The organism is Janthinobacterium sp. 344 (assembly GCF_900112025.1).
GTDB lineage: Bacteria > Pseudomonadota > Gammaproteobacteria > Burkholderiales > Burkholderiaceae_D > Janthinobacterium.
Map to the genome: position 1 here is coordinate 288458 of NZ_FOKL01000007.1, position 12816 is coordinate 301273.

Below are 12816 nucleotides of genomic sequence, written 5' to 3' on the forward strand. Positions count from 1 at the left end.
GATGGCCGCCGGCACCGCTGCCGCCACCCAACGGGCGCCGCGCACGCCGTGGCGTGATGCCCTGGCGCCGTGGGCCTTGCCCGTGGCGCTGCTGCTGGCCTGGCAACTGGCGGCGCAGTGGGGCTGGCTGTCGAGCCGTATCCTGCCCGAACCGTGGGCCGTGGCGAAGGCTTTCTGGCACCTGGCCGTGTCGGGCGAATTGTGGCTGCACCTGAAGACGAGCTTGTGGCGCGCGACGGTCGGTTTCGCCGTCGGCGCGGGACTGGGCTTGCTGCTGGGCTTATTGACGGGCAGCTTCCGCCATGCGGAAACCCTGCTCGACACGACCTTGCAAATGGTGCGCAATATCCCCGCACTGGCCCTGATTCCGCTGGTGATCCTGTGGTTCGGCATCGACGAGACGGCGAAACTCTTCCTGCTGGCCGTCGGCGTCTTCTTTCCCGTCTACCTGAACACCTTCCACGGCATCCGTTCTGCCGACCAGGGCTTGATCGAAATGGCGAAAAGCTATGGCTTGTCCGGCTGGCCCTTGTACCGCGACGTGATCCTGCCGGCCGCCATGCCGTCCATTCTGGTCGGCGTGCGCTTTTCGCTGGGGCTCGTGTGGGTGCTGCTGATCGTCGCCGAAACCATCTCGGCGCAGGCCGGCATCGGCTACATGACCATGAATGCGCGCGAATTCTTGCAAACGGACGTGGTGCTGGTGGGGATACTGCTGTACGCCTTGCTGGGCAAGCTGGCCGATTTGTTCTCGCGCCGGCTGGAACGCCACTGCCTGCGCTGGAATCCCGCTTACCGCTAATGATTGAAGAGGACACCATGCTGCTTGCCCCCATCCAGATCGAAACGGACTTTTTGTCGCATTTCGTGCAATACGACCCGGCCAGCGCGCCGCCGCAGGCGAAGGCCGCTCCACAGGCTCCCTTGCAGCGCAGGGGCGTGCCGCTGGAATTGACGAAGCTGAGCAAATCCTACACCAGCCGCCCCGTGCTGAAAAACGTCGACCTGCAGCTGGAAGCGGGCGAATTTGTCGCCATCGTGGGACGCAGCGGCTGTGGCAAGAGCACCTTGCTGCGTTCGATCGCGGGACTGGAAAGCATCGATGAAGGCAGCGTCGCCATCGGCAGCGGTGTCGGAGCGCCCGACATCCGCATCATGTTCCAGGAATCGCGGCTGCTGCCATGGAAGACGGTGCTCGACAACGTGGCCCTGGGCTTGCCCCGTTCCGTCGGCGCGGCGGCCGCCTCGCTGTGGACGGTGGGCCTGGCCGAGCGGGCGGACGACTGGCCGTCGGCCCTGTCGGGCGGGCAGAAACAGCGCGTGGCGCTGGCGCGTGCCCTCGTGCACGAGCCGCAACTGCTGCTGCTCGACGAGCCCCTGGGCGCGCTCGACGCCCTGACGCGCATCGAGATGCAGCAGCTGATCGAGTCGCTGTGGCTGGCGCGCGGCTTCACGGCCGTGCTGGTGACGCACGACGTGGCCGAAGCGGTGGCGCTGGCCGACCGCGTGCTGCTGATCGAGGATGGCCAGATCACGATGGACGTGCAGGTGGACTTGCCGCGCCCCCGTCAGCGCGGCCATGCGGCCTTCGCCGCGCTGGAGCAGGCTATCTTGTCGCGGGTGCTGCAGCCGTCTCGGCCAGGATAATAAAGCCATCGCCATCGACGGTCGCCACGATGCCTTCATAGCTGGCGATGGCCGGGTGGCGCGTGGCCAGCGGGTGCGCATGCGTTGCGGTGACCACCATGACTTTCGCGCCGGCCGCTTCTCCCGCCTCGATGCCGACCGAGGCATCCTCGAAGACCAGGCAATCCACGGGCGCCACGCCCAGGCTTTCCGCCGCCAGCAAATAGCAATCGGGTTTCGGCTTGCCGGCCTTGACGTCTTCGGCCGTGATCATGATGGCCGGTATCGGCATGCCGGCCGCCTTCAGGCGCGCCGTGGCCAGCGCGCGCGGCGCCGAGGTGACGATGGCCCATTGCGCGGGCGGCAGCGACGTCAAAAAACGCAGCGCGCCCGCGATTTCAATAATCCCTTCCACATCGATGATTTCCGCATCCGTGATGCCTTGCGACTCGCGCTGCGCGTCGACGCCGGGCAAGCGCAGCTTGGCGATGGTGTCGACCGAGCGCGCGCCATGGATGGTGGGCAGAAAAGCCGCCACGTCGAGGCCCTGGCGCTGCGCCCAGGTGCCCCAGATGCGTTCGGCGGCGGCGATGGAATTGATGACGGTGCCGTCCATGTCAAAAAGAAAAGCCCGGTAGCGGCCGGCGGCCGATGGTGTTGGGGATGACGACGGCGAGGGCAGTGCGGACATGGCTTCCTTCCAGGCGGGTGGGGTGATTCATATTGTAAAGTGAAAGCGCAAGGTGCGTGCTGTGCTACATTCAGCGCATCGGCCATCTTGGCCGGCAAGCTAGCTTCATGGACAAGGACAGATAGTGGCACTCGAGTTTTCGTTGGAAGCGGATGCGCAGCTGGAGCGGGAAGTATTGGTCGGCATATTGACGCGCTGCGGGGCACAGGAAATCGAGCCGACCGACAGCGGTTTCAATGGTTATTTTCCCGAGTCGGGCTTGAACTTTTATGTCCGCATCAGGAGCGCCGGGCAAGACGCGGGGAGCGCCAGCCCTGAAGGCGTGCTTGCCGAATTTCTGCCTTCGCCGCAGGACTGGCGGGTGGAATACAGGATCAATTTTCGCTACAATAATGATCATTACGATGCCTGCCGTGACACCTTGCGCGAGGTCGTTGCCTGCCTGGTCGAGTCCAGTCCCTGCAAATTTGTCGTCTCATTTCAATACGAGAATGTGTACTGCCTGCGTAATGAGCGGGGACTGGAAATCTTCAAGGTCATCTGAGCAACTGCCTGTTGGCAGCCTACAGGTAGACCGATTCAAACCTGGCCACGGGCGCGCCATCCTTGAGCAGGATCAGGTATTCGCCATCGAAACGGTAGCCCGTCACGCTGTTCAAATTGGCCAGCACGGCGCTTTCCAGCTGCATCAGCGGCGGCGGGCAAGCCATGCGCGTGCCGGCCAGCTGCGTGAAGCGCAGGGCCGTGCCGGCCAGCGTGTAGCCGCCCATGACCTGGTTGCAGCCCGTAAAACCATGGACCTTGCCATCGTCGGTGAGCGTGATGCGCACTTCGCGCTCCTGCTCCGGCACCATCGTCACGGGGGCGCCATCGAGTTCCGTCAGCTTCCAGTAGGTATTCGTCAGGCTGTACGTGGGCGTCAGGCCCGTGTCCGGCCTGGCGCTGTCGGAGGTGGCGGCGCAGCCGCCGGCCATGGCGATGGCGGCGGCGAGGGACAGGTATTTGAGGTGATGCAGCATGGAAGGCTCCTGTGAGGGGTGGAATGCCCGCAGACTAGCAGGTTTTCCGTGCCGTTCAGCGCACGGCAGCGGCGATTGTTTCCATTTTGCCAGTCCTGGCATTAAACTCATGCTTTCTATTGTTTTAACCTTGATCGGGGAGCCGGGCCGATGCTGCAAGCGCAAGCGCTGGATAATCGACTGGTCGCCACCACTGGCGACGACGTGCTGGTCGACCGCATCGTGCCCGGCGCGCCGCTGGTGATCGCCTTCGGCTTCGTCTCGTGGACCACGCGCCCCGCCTTCGATTTTTACGGGCGCCTGCGCAAGCTGGAGCAGGCCAGCGGCCAGCATCTGAACAAGATCCTCGTGCGCGATTCGGGCAACGCCTGGTACCACCGCCGCATCGCGGGGCTGGGCGGCCATGTGGACGAATCGGCGCAAGCCTTGCGCGAACTGGTGCGCCGCATCGCGCCCGGCGAGGTCACGACCATCGGCCAGTCCATGGGCGCGTATGCGGCCGTGATGTTTGGCTTGCTGCTGGACGTGGAGCGTATCGCCGCCTTCGGCCCGCTGTCCTTTCTCGATGTGCGTCAGGCGCGCCTGTATCACGAGCTGCGCTGGCTGCCGGTGATGGAATCGCTGGCGCAGGATCCGCCGCCCTCCGGCTACCCGGACCTGGCGGCCCTGTGCCGCGCCAGGGCGACAGATGAAACGCAGATCCACCTGGCTTTCGGCACGCGGCCGGACGTGGCCCATGCCGGCGCCAGTGCCAGCGAATCGGTGAACCTCGATGCCATGCACGCGCAGCGCCTGGCGCCGTTCGGCCGCTGCACCCTGCACCCGTTTCCCCATTCCGGCCACGCGGTGGTGCAGCATTTGATCGACACGAAGCGCATCAACGGCCTGCTGGCCGAATGGATACTCGGTCTCACGCTGGAACAAGAGGCCATGCCGGAGATCAGCCGCGAATGGCAGGACTGGGTGGCGGAAAACCTGCGCCTGGGCTGCGCCAGCGCACAACTGGTGGAAGTGCTGCGCCAGCATGGGTTTTCGCACGCCAGCAGCGTGGCCGCCGTGACGGCCGCCGGCGCCGCGCCGGCGGCGACATGACGCCGCGCTTCGAATTCGACACCCTGGCAATCCGCCTGGCCGACCCGCAGTGGGCGGCGCTCGACTTGCGCGTGCGCGTGCAGCGCATATTGCGCCAGCTGATACTGGACGGCGTGCTGGCGCCCGGCCTGCGCCTGCCGGCCACGCGCGCGCTGGCGCAATCGCTGGGGGTATCGCGCGACACGGTGGAACTGGCGTATGCGCAGCTGCGCCTCGATGGCTACATCCAGCGGCAGGCGGGATCGGGCAGTTTCGTCTCGCCGACGGTCGGCGCCAGCTTGCTGGGCAGGCCCGCAACGACGCTGCAACCCTGGTCCCCGCAGCCCGCGGCGCTCAGCGCGCGCGGCGCGCAGATCCTCGCCAGCGGCGGCGTGGCCGACCAGCAGAGCGTGAAAGCCTTTGCCACGGGCTTGCCGGAAACGCGGGCGTTTCCCGTCGACGTGTGGGAGCGGCTGCGGCGCCAGGCCGCCGGCGAGCACCGTGCCAGCGTGCTGCTGCATGGCGACCCGCAAGGCGCCGAACCGCTGCGGCAAGCCATCGCCGACTATGTGAACCTGGAGCGGGGCGCGCGCGCCACGGCCGATCAGGTGCTGGTGCTGAGCAGCACGCGCCAGGCCCTGTACCTGTGCGCGCAGGTGCTGGCCGACGCGCACGGGCCCATCCTGATGGAAGACCCCGGCTATTTCGGCGCGCGCAAGGCGTTCGAGATGGCGCAGCTGCGCGTGGTGCCCGTGCCCGTCGACGCGCAGGGGCTGTGCACGGCCAGCCTGCGCGCCGATACGAGCGGCGCCCATACCGTGTACGTCACGCCGTCGCACCAGTATCCGACGGGCGCCACCCTGGCGCTGGAGCGCCGCCTCGACCTGGTCGCCTGGGCCGCCGAACGCCAGGGCTGGATCATCGAGGACGATTACGACAGCCAGTTTCACTATGCGGGCTTGCCGACGGCCTGCGTGCAGGGGCTCGATGCGCGGCAGCGCACGATTTACCTGGGCACGTTCGCCAAGTCGCTGTACCCGGGCCTGCGCATCGGCTACATGGTGCTGCCGCCCGCGCTGGTGAAACCGATGACGTATGCGCGCAGCATCCTCGATGGCCACACGCCGCAGCTGGACCAGCTGACCCTGGCCCGCTTCATCGCGGACGGGCATTTTTCCGCGCATGTGCGCGCCATGCGCAAAGTGTATGCCGTGCGCCGCGATGCGATGGCGCAGGCCGTGCACCGGCATTTGTCCCGCATCGTCACGGCGCAGTTGCCGCCGGGCGGCTTGCAGATGCCGTGCCGGCTGCACGAGGGCAGGGTGGAGCTGGAAACGCTACGCCTGGCGGCGCAGGCGGGCATCGTGCTGCCGGGCCTGAGCCGGCTGTATGCGGCGCCGCCGGCCCGTGGCGGCTGGCTGCTGGGCTTTGCGGCCTTGACCCCGCACGAGATCGACGACGGCATCGCCCGGCTGGCCCGCGCGCTGGGGTGATACGGCGAAAGTGGTCTGCTGTGTGCGCTGGAATTGGCCTGTTCTGGCAGTCCATTCGAGCGCTAAGATCCCCTCCTTTCAACGGCAGGGGGTATCCGCATGACAACAAAGGCAACAAGCACTGCAGGCGCCGCCATGGCGGACGGACCGCGCTGGCGCGATCTCGCATCGCCCGCCATGGCGGCGTGCATTTCCGTGCTCGTCAACTACGGCGGCACCTTCGTGCTGGTGTTCCAGGCAGCGCAGCTGGCCCAGCTGAGCGCGGCGCAGACGGCGTCCTGGGTCTGGTCGCTGAGCATCGGCGTGGGCGTCACGGGCATCTGGCTCAGCTACCGCTACCGCGCGCCCGTCATCACGGCCTGGTCCACGCCGGGCGTGGCTTTTCTCGCCACCGTCATGCCGCACACGCCGTATGCGGAGGTGATCGGCGCCTACATGCTGTCGGCCATTGCCTTCATCCTGCTGGGCCTGTCCGGCGCCTTCGAGCGCCTGGTGCGGCTGATCCCGGGCGGCATCGCGGCCGGCTTGCTGGCAGGCATCCTGCTGCAATTTGGCGTGAACGCGTTTGGCGGCGCCAGCGCCGATCCCGTGCTGGTGGCCGTGCTGCTGCTGTCGTATGCGGCGCTGCGGCGTTTCACGGCGCGCTTTGCCGTGGCCGGCATCATGCTGGCCGGCCTGGTCTTGCTGCTGGCGCAGGGGCGCCTGGACTTGCAAGGCATCGAGCTGACCCTGGCCGCCCCCGTGGTCGAGATGCCGCGCTTTTCCATGGCCGCGCTGCTGGGCGTGGCGCTGCCCCTGTTCCTGATCACCTTGACGGGCCAGTACATGCCCGGCATGCTGGTGCTGCGCAACGACGGCTACCGCGTCAGCGCCAATCCGATTTTGACGGTGACGGGCCTCGGTTCCCTGCTCATGGCGCCGTTCGGCGCGCATGCCTTCAACGTGGCCGCCATCACGGCCGCCATCTGCACCGGCAAGGACGCGCATGCGGACCCGTCGAAGCGCTATCTCGCGGGGCTGGTTTGCGGCGTGCTGTACATCCTGGTGGGGATCTTCGGCGTCACCCTGGCCAGCCTGTTCATGGTCTTGCCGCGCACCTTCATCACCACCCTGGCGGGACTGGCCCTGCTGGGCGCCATCGGCAACAGCCTGGCGCAGGCGATGGCCGACGTGCGCACGCGCGAGACGGCGCTGATCACCTTTCTCGCCACGGCGGCGAACGTGACCCTGCTGGGCGTGGGCGGCGCCCTGTGGGGACTGGTGGCGGGGCTGGCCGCGCATGGGCTGATGCACGGCTGGCGCAAGGCGGCATAGCAAGACAGGTTGCCCGTTTTGCCAGCCGGCGCATACAATTGCCAGCCTGTGCCCGTTGGCACCGTACTTTTCCCGATGTGAGCGATGGCCGACCTGACTTCCCTGGCGCAGTATCTGCTGGCGATCACGCCCGCCTTCCTCGTCTGCGCCGCCTTGCTGCTGGCCGTGCCCCGCACCGTCCCGCTGCTGCGCGTGCTCGTGCATATTTTGTTTTTCGTGCTGGCGCGCGACGCCATGACGGCGCACGGCTACTGGCAGGTGGCGGCGGGCGGCTTGCGCTTCACGGCGCCGCCGCTGGTCTTGCTGGCGCTGGGCGCCATGTCGCTGGGCCTGGTTTTCAGCACGTGCCGGCTGGAAGGCGAGGCGCGCCGCCAGATCCGCTGGGTGGGCGCGCGGCCGGCCCTGTCCGTGCCGCTGGGCGTGGCCGGCGCCGTCCTGATCGTGGCGCTGGCGATCGGCTTGAAAGCCGTGTCCGGCCTGCCGTCCTTGCCGTCCGTCGCGCCGGCCACGCTGCCGCTGTTGCTGGCCTTTGCGCTGGCGGCCAACTGTTATGAGGAATTGCTGTTCCGTGGCTTGCTGCAGCAGCAATTGCGCGCCTGGCTGCCCGCCTGGCGCGCGGCGCTGGTGTCGGGCCTGCTGTTTGGCCTGTGCCATGCCTTCCTTGCCACCACCGTCACGCAGGTGGGTGCGCCCATCGTCGTGTTTACCGTGATCGAAGGCGTGGTGGCGGGGCTGGTATATTGTCGTGCCGGCTTGCTGGGTGCGTCGCTGGCGCATGGCCTGGCGATCTTTGCGCTGGCGGCCGGCTGGGTGTGAATGTTGATTATTAATGAAAAGCGAGAAAGCGATGCCTGTCAGTTCCTACCTGAATACCCGTCCCGTGCTGGGCGAACGAGTCTACCTGCATGACACGGCGCAAGTGATCGGCGATGTGCAGATCGGCGACGACTGTTCCATCTGGTGCAACAGCGTGCTGCGCGGCGACGTCAACCGCATCGTCATCGGCGAGGGCAGCAATATCCAGGACTTTTCCATGGGCCACGTGTCGCACAGGAATGCCGCCAAGCCCGACGGCTCGCCCTTGACCATCGGCAAATACGTGACCATCGGCCATTCCGTCATCTTGCACGGCTGCACCATCGGTGACGAATGCCTGATCGGCATGGGCAGCATCGTCATGGATGACGTGGTGGTGGAAAAGCACGTGATGCTGGGCGCGGGCAGCCTGGTGTCTCCCGGCAAGGTGCTGGAAAGCGGCCATTTGTACGTGGGCCGCCCGGCCGCCAAGGTACGCCCGTTAACGGCAGCCGAGATCGCCTACCTGCGCTATTCGGCCGAGCACTATGTGCGCGTGAAGAACAATTACCTGGCGGGCGGCGGCGACGCCTGAGCTGCAGCGCCATCGAGGCGGCGCAGTTCCGGCCGCGGCGCCAGGTCGTGCGGCAGGCGCAGGCCGGACACCAGGCCCACGCGTTGCAGGAACAGCAGCGCCCACCAGCCCGGGTCCCATTCGCCCGGCTGCAAGCCCAGACGGGCCGAGCCCGGATACGCATGATGGTTGTTGTGCCAGCATTCGCCCATGGTCAGCAGCGACGTCAGGCGGATGTTATGGCCCTGCACGGCGGCGCCGTCGACGTGATAGTGGCGCTGGCCGTGGTTGTGGGCGAAGTAGCCGACCAGCCAGTGACCCAGCACACCGGCGCTGACCCGCGCGCAGACACCCCAGCAGACGAAACCCCAGCCGCCCCAGGCAAAGAACAGCACGGCCCACGGCAGTTGCTGCAGCATCCAGGTGCTTTCCAGGAAACGGTAAAAGCGGTCGTGCGCGATGCGCGGCTCGATGGCGATGTGCGGCGGGTGGTCGAGATCGAGGCGGCAGTGCAGTTGCCACCAGGCATCGCGCCAGATGCGGGCGCCGTGGCGCAAATAGGGGTGACAGTCAGGCAGGCGCTGGGCGTAGTCGCGCAGTTCGTGCTGGCGCAGCAGGCCCAGCGGGCCGCTGAGGCCCACCAGCACGCCCAGGTAGACGAGCACATATTCCAGCCAGCGGGGGCATTGGTAGCTATCGTGGATCAGTTTGCGGTGGCTGCCCAGCGAGTGGCCGAACAGCAGGACGATGGCCGTGCCGATGATGAAGAGGGCCAGTCCCGTCCAGCTGAAGAAGAGGGCGCCGCCAAGCACGGCGCCGGCCAGCATGGCCGCCAGCCACAGCGAGGCCAGCGGTGCATAGCGCACGGAACCGGCCAGCACGCTGTCGGCATGGGCGGCGCTGGCGCGGTGGCCGGCCAGGCTGGCTGTGGACATCAGCCCTGGGGGGCGGACGACGGTTGCGTGTACTTGTCGAAATTGGTGATGTAGTCGTTGAAGTTATCGGTCAGCATGCGCTTGTACTGTTCCGTGAAGAAGGCCACGGCGCCTTCCTTCTCTTCCTGCATCTTGACCACGTCGTTGCTTTTGCTGGCGACGAGGAAGGCGTTGAAGCGGGCCGCCGCGTACAGCAGCGAGGTCGCCACTTCATTGCCGCCGCTGTGCATGCATTGTTCGTTGGCCAGGGCGATGACCTGGTCGGCGCGTTCCCAGAATTCCGGGCCCGGCGCTGGTTTGGTGGTGGGTGTGGTCATAACAATTCCTCATGAAAGTGCGCGCCAGTCTACACAGCGGGCCGCGGGCTGTCCAGCCGCGCGCCGCGCTTCAGGGCGCTTGCAGGATCTGTGCGACCAGCACGGCCAGCGGCTGGCCGATGTCGAGCACGATGCCCGCCTCATCGGGCTGGAGCGGCTGCAGGGTGCGCAGCTGGCTGTTGAGCAGGCTGGGCGGCATGAAGTGGCCGGGCCGCTGCATGCGCCGTGCCAGCACCTCGCGCGGGCCATGCAGGTGGGCGAAGCGCAGGGCAGGGTCGCCTTCGCGCAACAGGTCGCGGTAGGCGCGCTTCAGGGCCGAGCAGGAAACGACGAGGCCGCCGCCTTGCGCGCGGGCCGTGGCGATGCGCGCGCGCAGGGCGGCCAGCCAGCCGGCCCGGTCGGCATCGTCGAGCGGGATGCCGGCGGCCATTTTCGCCACGTTTTCGGGCGGATGCACGTCGTCGCCTTCCACGTACGGCACCTTCAATGCTTCGGCCAGCAGGCTGCCGACGGCGCTCTTGCCACAGCCGGACACGCCCATCACGACCCAGCGCGCGGCGGGCGCGCCTGCACTCATGGGGCCGAGACGATGATGGTGACGCGGCGGTTTTCAGCCTTGCCCGCCTTGCTGGCGTTCGATGCCACGGGCTTGCTCATGCCCAGGCCTTTCACGACGATATTGCCGCGTGGAATGCCCGTCGCGCCCATGGCGTCGGCCACCACGTTGGCGCGCGCCAGCGACAGCTTGTCGTTGTACGCTTCCGTGCCTTCGTTGTCCGTATGGCCTTCCACGCGCATGTGCGTGATGCCCACTTTCAGCAGGGCGGCGCTGATCTTCTGGATGGCGCTGCGGCTGGGCGGCGTCAGCTTGGCGGCGTCGAATTCGAACAGCAGCTTGTCCGTGAAGCTCAGCTCCCAGCCTTCATCGGTCTGGCGGAAGCCCTGTTCCTTCAGGGCGGCGATCTGTTCGGCATTGAACGGGGATGTCACTTCCGGCGTGCTTTGGCAGGCAGCCAGCAGGCCGACGAAGAACAGGCCGAGGAAGCCGAGGCGTAATTGCTTGTAGAGGAATTGCATGGTGTTGCTCCTTGCGGTCAGGGGTGAATGTGGGGCAGGCGCGCCACCTGGCGCGTGCCGCGCTGCGCTTGCTTGGCGCGGTACATGGCTTCATCGGCCGCGCCCACCAGCGAGGCGGCGTCGATGGCGTGGTCGGGGAAGACGGCCACGCCGATGGTCAGCGAACTGACGATGCTGTTGCCGGTCGGCAGCTCAATGGCTTGCGCCATGGCGGCGATGATGTTATCGGCGATGTGCATGGCGTCGGCGCTGCTGCGCAGCGGCTTGAGCAGGATGGCGAATTCATCGCCGCCCAGGCGCGCCACCAGGTCGCCTTCGCGCAATTGCTGCTTGATGCGCGCGGCGATCGTCACCAGCACGCGGTCGCCCGAGGCGTGGCCGAAGGTATCGTTGATGTATTTAAAACGGTCGCTGTCGAGGAATAGCACGGCCACCTTGCCATTGCCGACGCGCGCTTCGATGATGGCGCGCTCGAGCTCCGTTTCCATGAAGGCGCGGTTCGACAGGCCCGTCAGGCTGTCGTGGTTGGCGCGGTGCGACAGCGAGGCGTTTTCCTTCTGCAGATGGCTTTGCCATGCTTCCAGTTCGTCGAGCAGGGCGTTGAAGTCGTCGTTGATCTGGTTCAGTTCGGCAATATTGGCCGGCGGCACGCGCAATTCGAAGGAGCGGTCGCGCCGCACGCGGTGCGCCGTTTCCGCCAGGTGGCGCAGCGGCGCCGTGATTTCCGTTTCCATGCGGCGCGACAGGCGCACGGCGACGATCAGGCTCAGCGCCAGGCAGGCCAGCAGGCAGCTCAAGCCGCTGAGCAGGAAGGGCAGCAGGCTGCGGCTGTGCGGTATCAGCTTGATGCTGCCGATCACCTGCTCATCGTGGCTGATGGGAAAGCTCAGCGAGTCCGGCAGCATCCAGCCCGTCAGGGTGCGCTCGATGTAGTAGCGGGTGCCGTGTTCGCCCCGTTCCCAGCGCGCCAGCAGCTTGCCATTCCTGTCGCTGACGAGCGCCTGGTCGATGTCTTCGTTGACGCCGATCAGTGCCAGCGCTTCTTTCGCGGCCATGGAGTCGCCGAAGACGACGGCCGCTTCCACCGTGTAGCTCATCGAGCGGGCCACCAGGCGCAGGTTCTGGTCGGAATACACGCGCAAGGCCAGCAGCGCCACCGCCGTCAGGGTCAGGCCGGCGGCCAGCACGGCGATCAGCGACACGCTCAGGTGGGCGCGCCGCAGCACGCTGTCGAGCGTGGGCCGCTGTTTGCGGACGAGTTTGCTATTCATCCGGGCGTTCATGGCTGGGGTCCCTTGCGACGTGCAATTTGCAAGGCGTTCGGATGCACGCGCAGGCCGCTGCGGGCGATGGCGTCGAGGTTGACGTCAAAGCCGATCTGCGCGTCGAGCAGGCGCAGGCAGAACATCGTGCCCACGGGACAGGCCGTCCCCGGTTCGCTGACGGACAGGATGGGCTTGCCAATGACCTGGGCCAGCAGCTGTTCGCGCTCGCTGTCGGGCAGATGGCCCATGTAGACGACATCGCATTCGCTGACGGGACCGAGGGCCGACTGGATCTTGACGCGGATGCGCTGTCCCGCGCTTGAGGCGGGCGTGTCGACGATGGCCGCGTCCAGCCGGGTGGCGCCCACCTTGCAGACGCGCACTTCAGGCCGGTTCACGGGCCAGCGCACATAGCTGATGATGCCGAACAGCACTTGCGCCACATCGGCCGAACGCTTGGCGTCCGGCGTGGCCGCGCCCTGCGCCCAGGCGGCGCGTGGCGCCAGCAGGGAGCACGCCAATAGCGCAGCGAACAGCAAAGCCGGCAGCACGACGGCGAGCCGGGCAGTGAAGAGTGCGGGCGGCGCGGTGCGCTGCCGGTGGCAGGAGGTGGAGAGCACGGCTGGGCGTATCTTTAGT

At 66.9% G+C, this 12816-nt stretch carries 16 protein-coding genes; 8 read left to right on the forward strand and 8 right to left on the reverse strand.

Annotation, left to right across the window (positions count from 1 at the left end; translation table 11 throughout):
- The first annotated feature begins 1 nt into the window (after nucleotide 1).
- Both ssuC and BM193_RS19770 read left to right on the forward strand, forming a co-directional pair.
- Nucleotides 2–802, forward strand: a complete 801-nt coding sequence (gene ssuC, locus BM193_RS19765) for an aliphatic sulfonate ABC transporter permease SsuC (RefSeq protein WP_092799434.1) — start codon at nucleotides 2–4, stop codon at nucleotides 800–802.
- Nucleotides 803–819: 17 nt separating this feature from the next.
- Entirely contained in the window at nucleotides 820–1647 is an 828-nt protein-coding gene (locus BM193_RS19770) for an ATP-binding cassette domain-containing protein (RefSeq protein ID WP_092799865.1), read from the forward strand.
- On the opposite strand, the gene BM193_RS19775 is transcribed toward BM193_RS19770, so the two are convergent.
- Nucleotides 1607–2317: an HAD-IA family hydrolase gene (locus BM193_RS19775; RefSeq protein ID WP_092799432.1), complete on the reverse strand. Its 711-nt coding sequence runs from the start codon at nucleotides 2315–2317 to the stop codon at nucleotides 1607–1609. The two genes, BM193_RS19770 and BM193_RS19775, sit on opposite strands and share 41 nt — an antisense overlap.
- Nucleotides 2318–2441: 124 nt before the next feature.
- Between BM193_RS19775 and BM193_RS19780 the strand changes: the two genes are divergently transcribed.
- Complete coding sequence (locus BM193_RS19780) at nucleotides 2442–2861, forward strand: hypothetical protein (protein ID WP_139176205.1); 420 nt, start codon at nucleotides 2442–2444, stop codon at nucleotides 2859–2861.
- Between the two features lie 19 nt (nucleotides 2862–2880).
- Here BM193_RS19780 and BM193_RS19785 read toward each other — a convergent pair whose 3' ends face one another.
- Nucleotides 2881–3336, reverse strand: a complete 456-nt coding sequence (locus BM193_RS19785; RefSeq protein WP_175533357.1) for an META domain-containing protein — start codon at nucleotides 3334–3336, stop codon at nucleotides 2881–2883.
- A gap of 150 nt (nucleotides 3337–3486) precedes the next feature.
- Here BM193_RS19785 and BM193_RS19790 point away from each other — a divergent pair, with 150 nt between their 5' ends.
- The 5 genes from BM193_RS19790 to BM193_RS19810 all read left to right on the forward strand — a co-directional run bounded on the left by BM193_RS19790 (nucleotide 3487) and on the right by BM193_RS19810 (nucleotide 8604).
- Nucleotides 3487–4428 (forward strand): hypothetical protein, encoded by a 942-nt coding sequence (locus tag BM193_RS19790; RefSeq protein WP_092799426.1) that lies wholly within the window; start codon nucleotides 3487–3489, stop codon nucleotides 4426–4428.
- Nucleotides 4425–5900: a MocR-like pyridoxine biosynthesis transcription factor PdxR gene (locus BM193_RS19795; RefSeq protein WP_092799424.1), complete on the forward strand. Its 1476-nt coding sequence runs from the start codon at nucleotides 4425–4427 to the stop codon at nucleotides 5898–5900. The genes BM193_RS19790 and BM193_RS19795 overlap by 4 nt, the downstream gene beginning before the upstream one ends.
- A 135-nt stretch (nucleotides 5901–6035) precedes the next feature.
- On the forward strand, nucleotides 6036–7214 hold the full coding sequence (locus BM193_RS19800) for a benzoate/H(+) symporter BenE family transporter (RefSeq protein WP_092799422.1): 1179 nt from the start codon (nucleotides 6036–6038) through the stop codon (nucleotides 7212–7214).
- An 84-nt stretch (nucleotides 7215–7298) separates the two neighbouring features.
- The gene (locus tag BM193_RS19805; RefSeq protein ID WP_092799420.1) at nucleotides 7299–8030 is read left to right on the forward strand and encodes a CPBP family intramembrane glutamic endopeptidase; all 732 of its coding nucleotides are present in this window, start codon (nucleotides 7299–7301) and stop codon (nucleotides 8028–8030) included.
- A 31-nt stretch (nucleotides 8031–8061) separates the two neighbouring features.
- Nucleotides 8062–8604, forward strand: coding sequence for a gamma carbonic anhydrase family protein (locus tag BM193_RS19810; RefSeq protein WP_092799863.1), 543 nt, complete (start codon nucleotides 8062–8064; stop codon nucleotides 8602–8604).
- On the opposite strand, the gene BM193_RS19815 is transcribed toward BM193_RS19810, so the two are convergent.
- The 6 genes from BM193_RS19815 to BM193_RS19840 form a co-directional block, all read right to left on the reverse strand.
- A complete protein-coding gene (locus BM193_RS19815) occupies nucleotides 8577–9518 on the reverse strand; it encodes an acyl-CoA desaturase (RefSeq protein ID WP_139176203.1) in 942 nt (313 codons plus the stop codon). The two genes, BM193_RS19810 and BM193_RS19815, sit on opposite strands and share 28 nt — an antisense overlap.
- On the reverse strand, nucleotides 9518–9835 hold the full coding sequence (locus BM193_RS19820; RefSeq protein ID WP_092799418.1) for a DUF3144 domain-containing protein: 318 nt from the start codon (nucleotides 9833–9835) through the stop codon (nucleotides 9518–9520). Before BM193_RS19820 ends, BM193_RS19815 begins: the two co-directional genes overlap by 1 nt.
- Before the next feature lie 70 nt (nucleotides 9836–9905).
- Nucleotides 9906–10412 carry a gluconokinase gene (locus BM193_RS19825; RefSeq protein WP_254786323.1) on the reverse strand — a complete coding sequence of 169 codons (507 nt, stop codon included), beginning with the start codon at nucleotides 10410–10412 and terminating at the stop codon, nucleotides 9906–9908.
- Entirely contained in the window at nucleotides 10409–10912 is a 504-nt protein-coding gene (locus tag BM193_RS19830; protein WP_092799414.1) for an outer membrane lipoprotein YfiB, read from the reverse strand. Before BM193_RS19830 ends, BM193_RS19825 begins: the two co-directional genes overlap by 4 nt.
- A 17-nt stretch (nucleotides 10913–10929) precedes the next feature.
- Entirely contained in the window at nucleotides 10930–12183 is a 1254-nt protein-coding gene (locus BM193_RS19835; protein ID WP_254786324.1) for a diguanylate cyclase DgcN/YfiN, read from the reverse strand.
- A gap of 8 nt (nucleotides 12184–12191) precedes the next feature.
- A complete protein-coding gene (locus BM193_RS19840) occupies nucleotides 12192–12797 on the reverse strand; it encodes a regulatory sequestration protein YfiR (RefSeq protein ID WP_254786325.1) in 606 nt (201 codons plus the stop codon).
- Nucleotides 12798–12816: the final 19 nt, after the last annotated feature.

Coding starts and splice junctions, on each gene's coding strand:
- ssuC (WP_092799434.1), top strand. CDS start 2: ATGGCCGCCGGCACCGCTGCCGCCACCCAACGGGCGCCGCGCACGCCG.
- BM193_RS19770 (WP_092799865.1), top strand. CDS start 820: ATGCTGCTTGCCCCCATCCAGATCGAAACGGACTTTTTGTCGCATTTC.
- BM193_RS19775 (WP_092799432.1), bottom strand. CDS start 2,317: ATGTCCGCACTGCCCTCGCCGTCGTCATCCCCAACACCATCGGCCGCC.
- BM193_RS19785 (WP_175533357.1), bottom strand. CDS start 3,336: ATGCTGCATCACCTCAAATACCTGTCCCTCGCCGCCGCCATCGCCATG.
- BM193_RS19790 (WP_092799426.1), top strand. CDS start 3,487: ATGCTGCAAGCGCAAGCGCTGGATAATCGACTGGTCGCCACCACTGGC.
- BM193_RS19795 (WP_092799424.1), top strand. CDS start 4,425: ATGACGCCGCGCTTCGAATTCGACACCCTGGCAATCCGCCTGGCCGAC.
- BM193_RS19800 (WP_092799422.1), top strand. CDS start 6,036: ATGGCGGACGGACCGCGCTGGCGCGATCTCGCATCGCCCGCCATGGCG.
- BM193_RS19805 (WP_092799420.1), top strand. CDS start 7,299: ATGGCCGACCTGACTTCCCTGGCGCAGTATCTGCTGGCGATCACGCCC.
- BM193_RS19810 (WP_092799863.1), top strand. CDS start 8,062: ATGCCTGTCAGTTCCTACCTGAATACCCGTCCCGTGCTGGGCGAACGA.
- BM193_RS19815 (WP_139176203.1), bottom strand. CDS start 9,518: ATGTCCACAGCCAGCCTGGCCGGCCACCGCGCCAGCGCCGCCCATGCC.
- BM193_RS19820 (WP_092799418.1), bottom strand. CDS start 9,835: ATGACCACACCCACCACCAAACCAGCGCCGGGCCCGGAATTCTGGGAA.
- BM193_RS19825 (WP_254786323.1), bottom strand. CDS start 10,412: ATGAGTGCAGGCGCGCCCGCCGCGCGCTGGGTCGTGATGGGCGTGTCC.
- BM193_RS19830 (WP_092799414.1), bottom strand. CDS start 10,912: ATGCAATTCCTCTACAAGCAATTACGCCTCGGCTTCCTCGGCCTGTTC.
- BM193_RS19835 (WP_254786324.1), bottom strand. CDS start 12,183: ATGAATAGCAAACTCGTCCGCAAACAGCGGCCCACGCTCGACAGCGTG.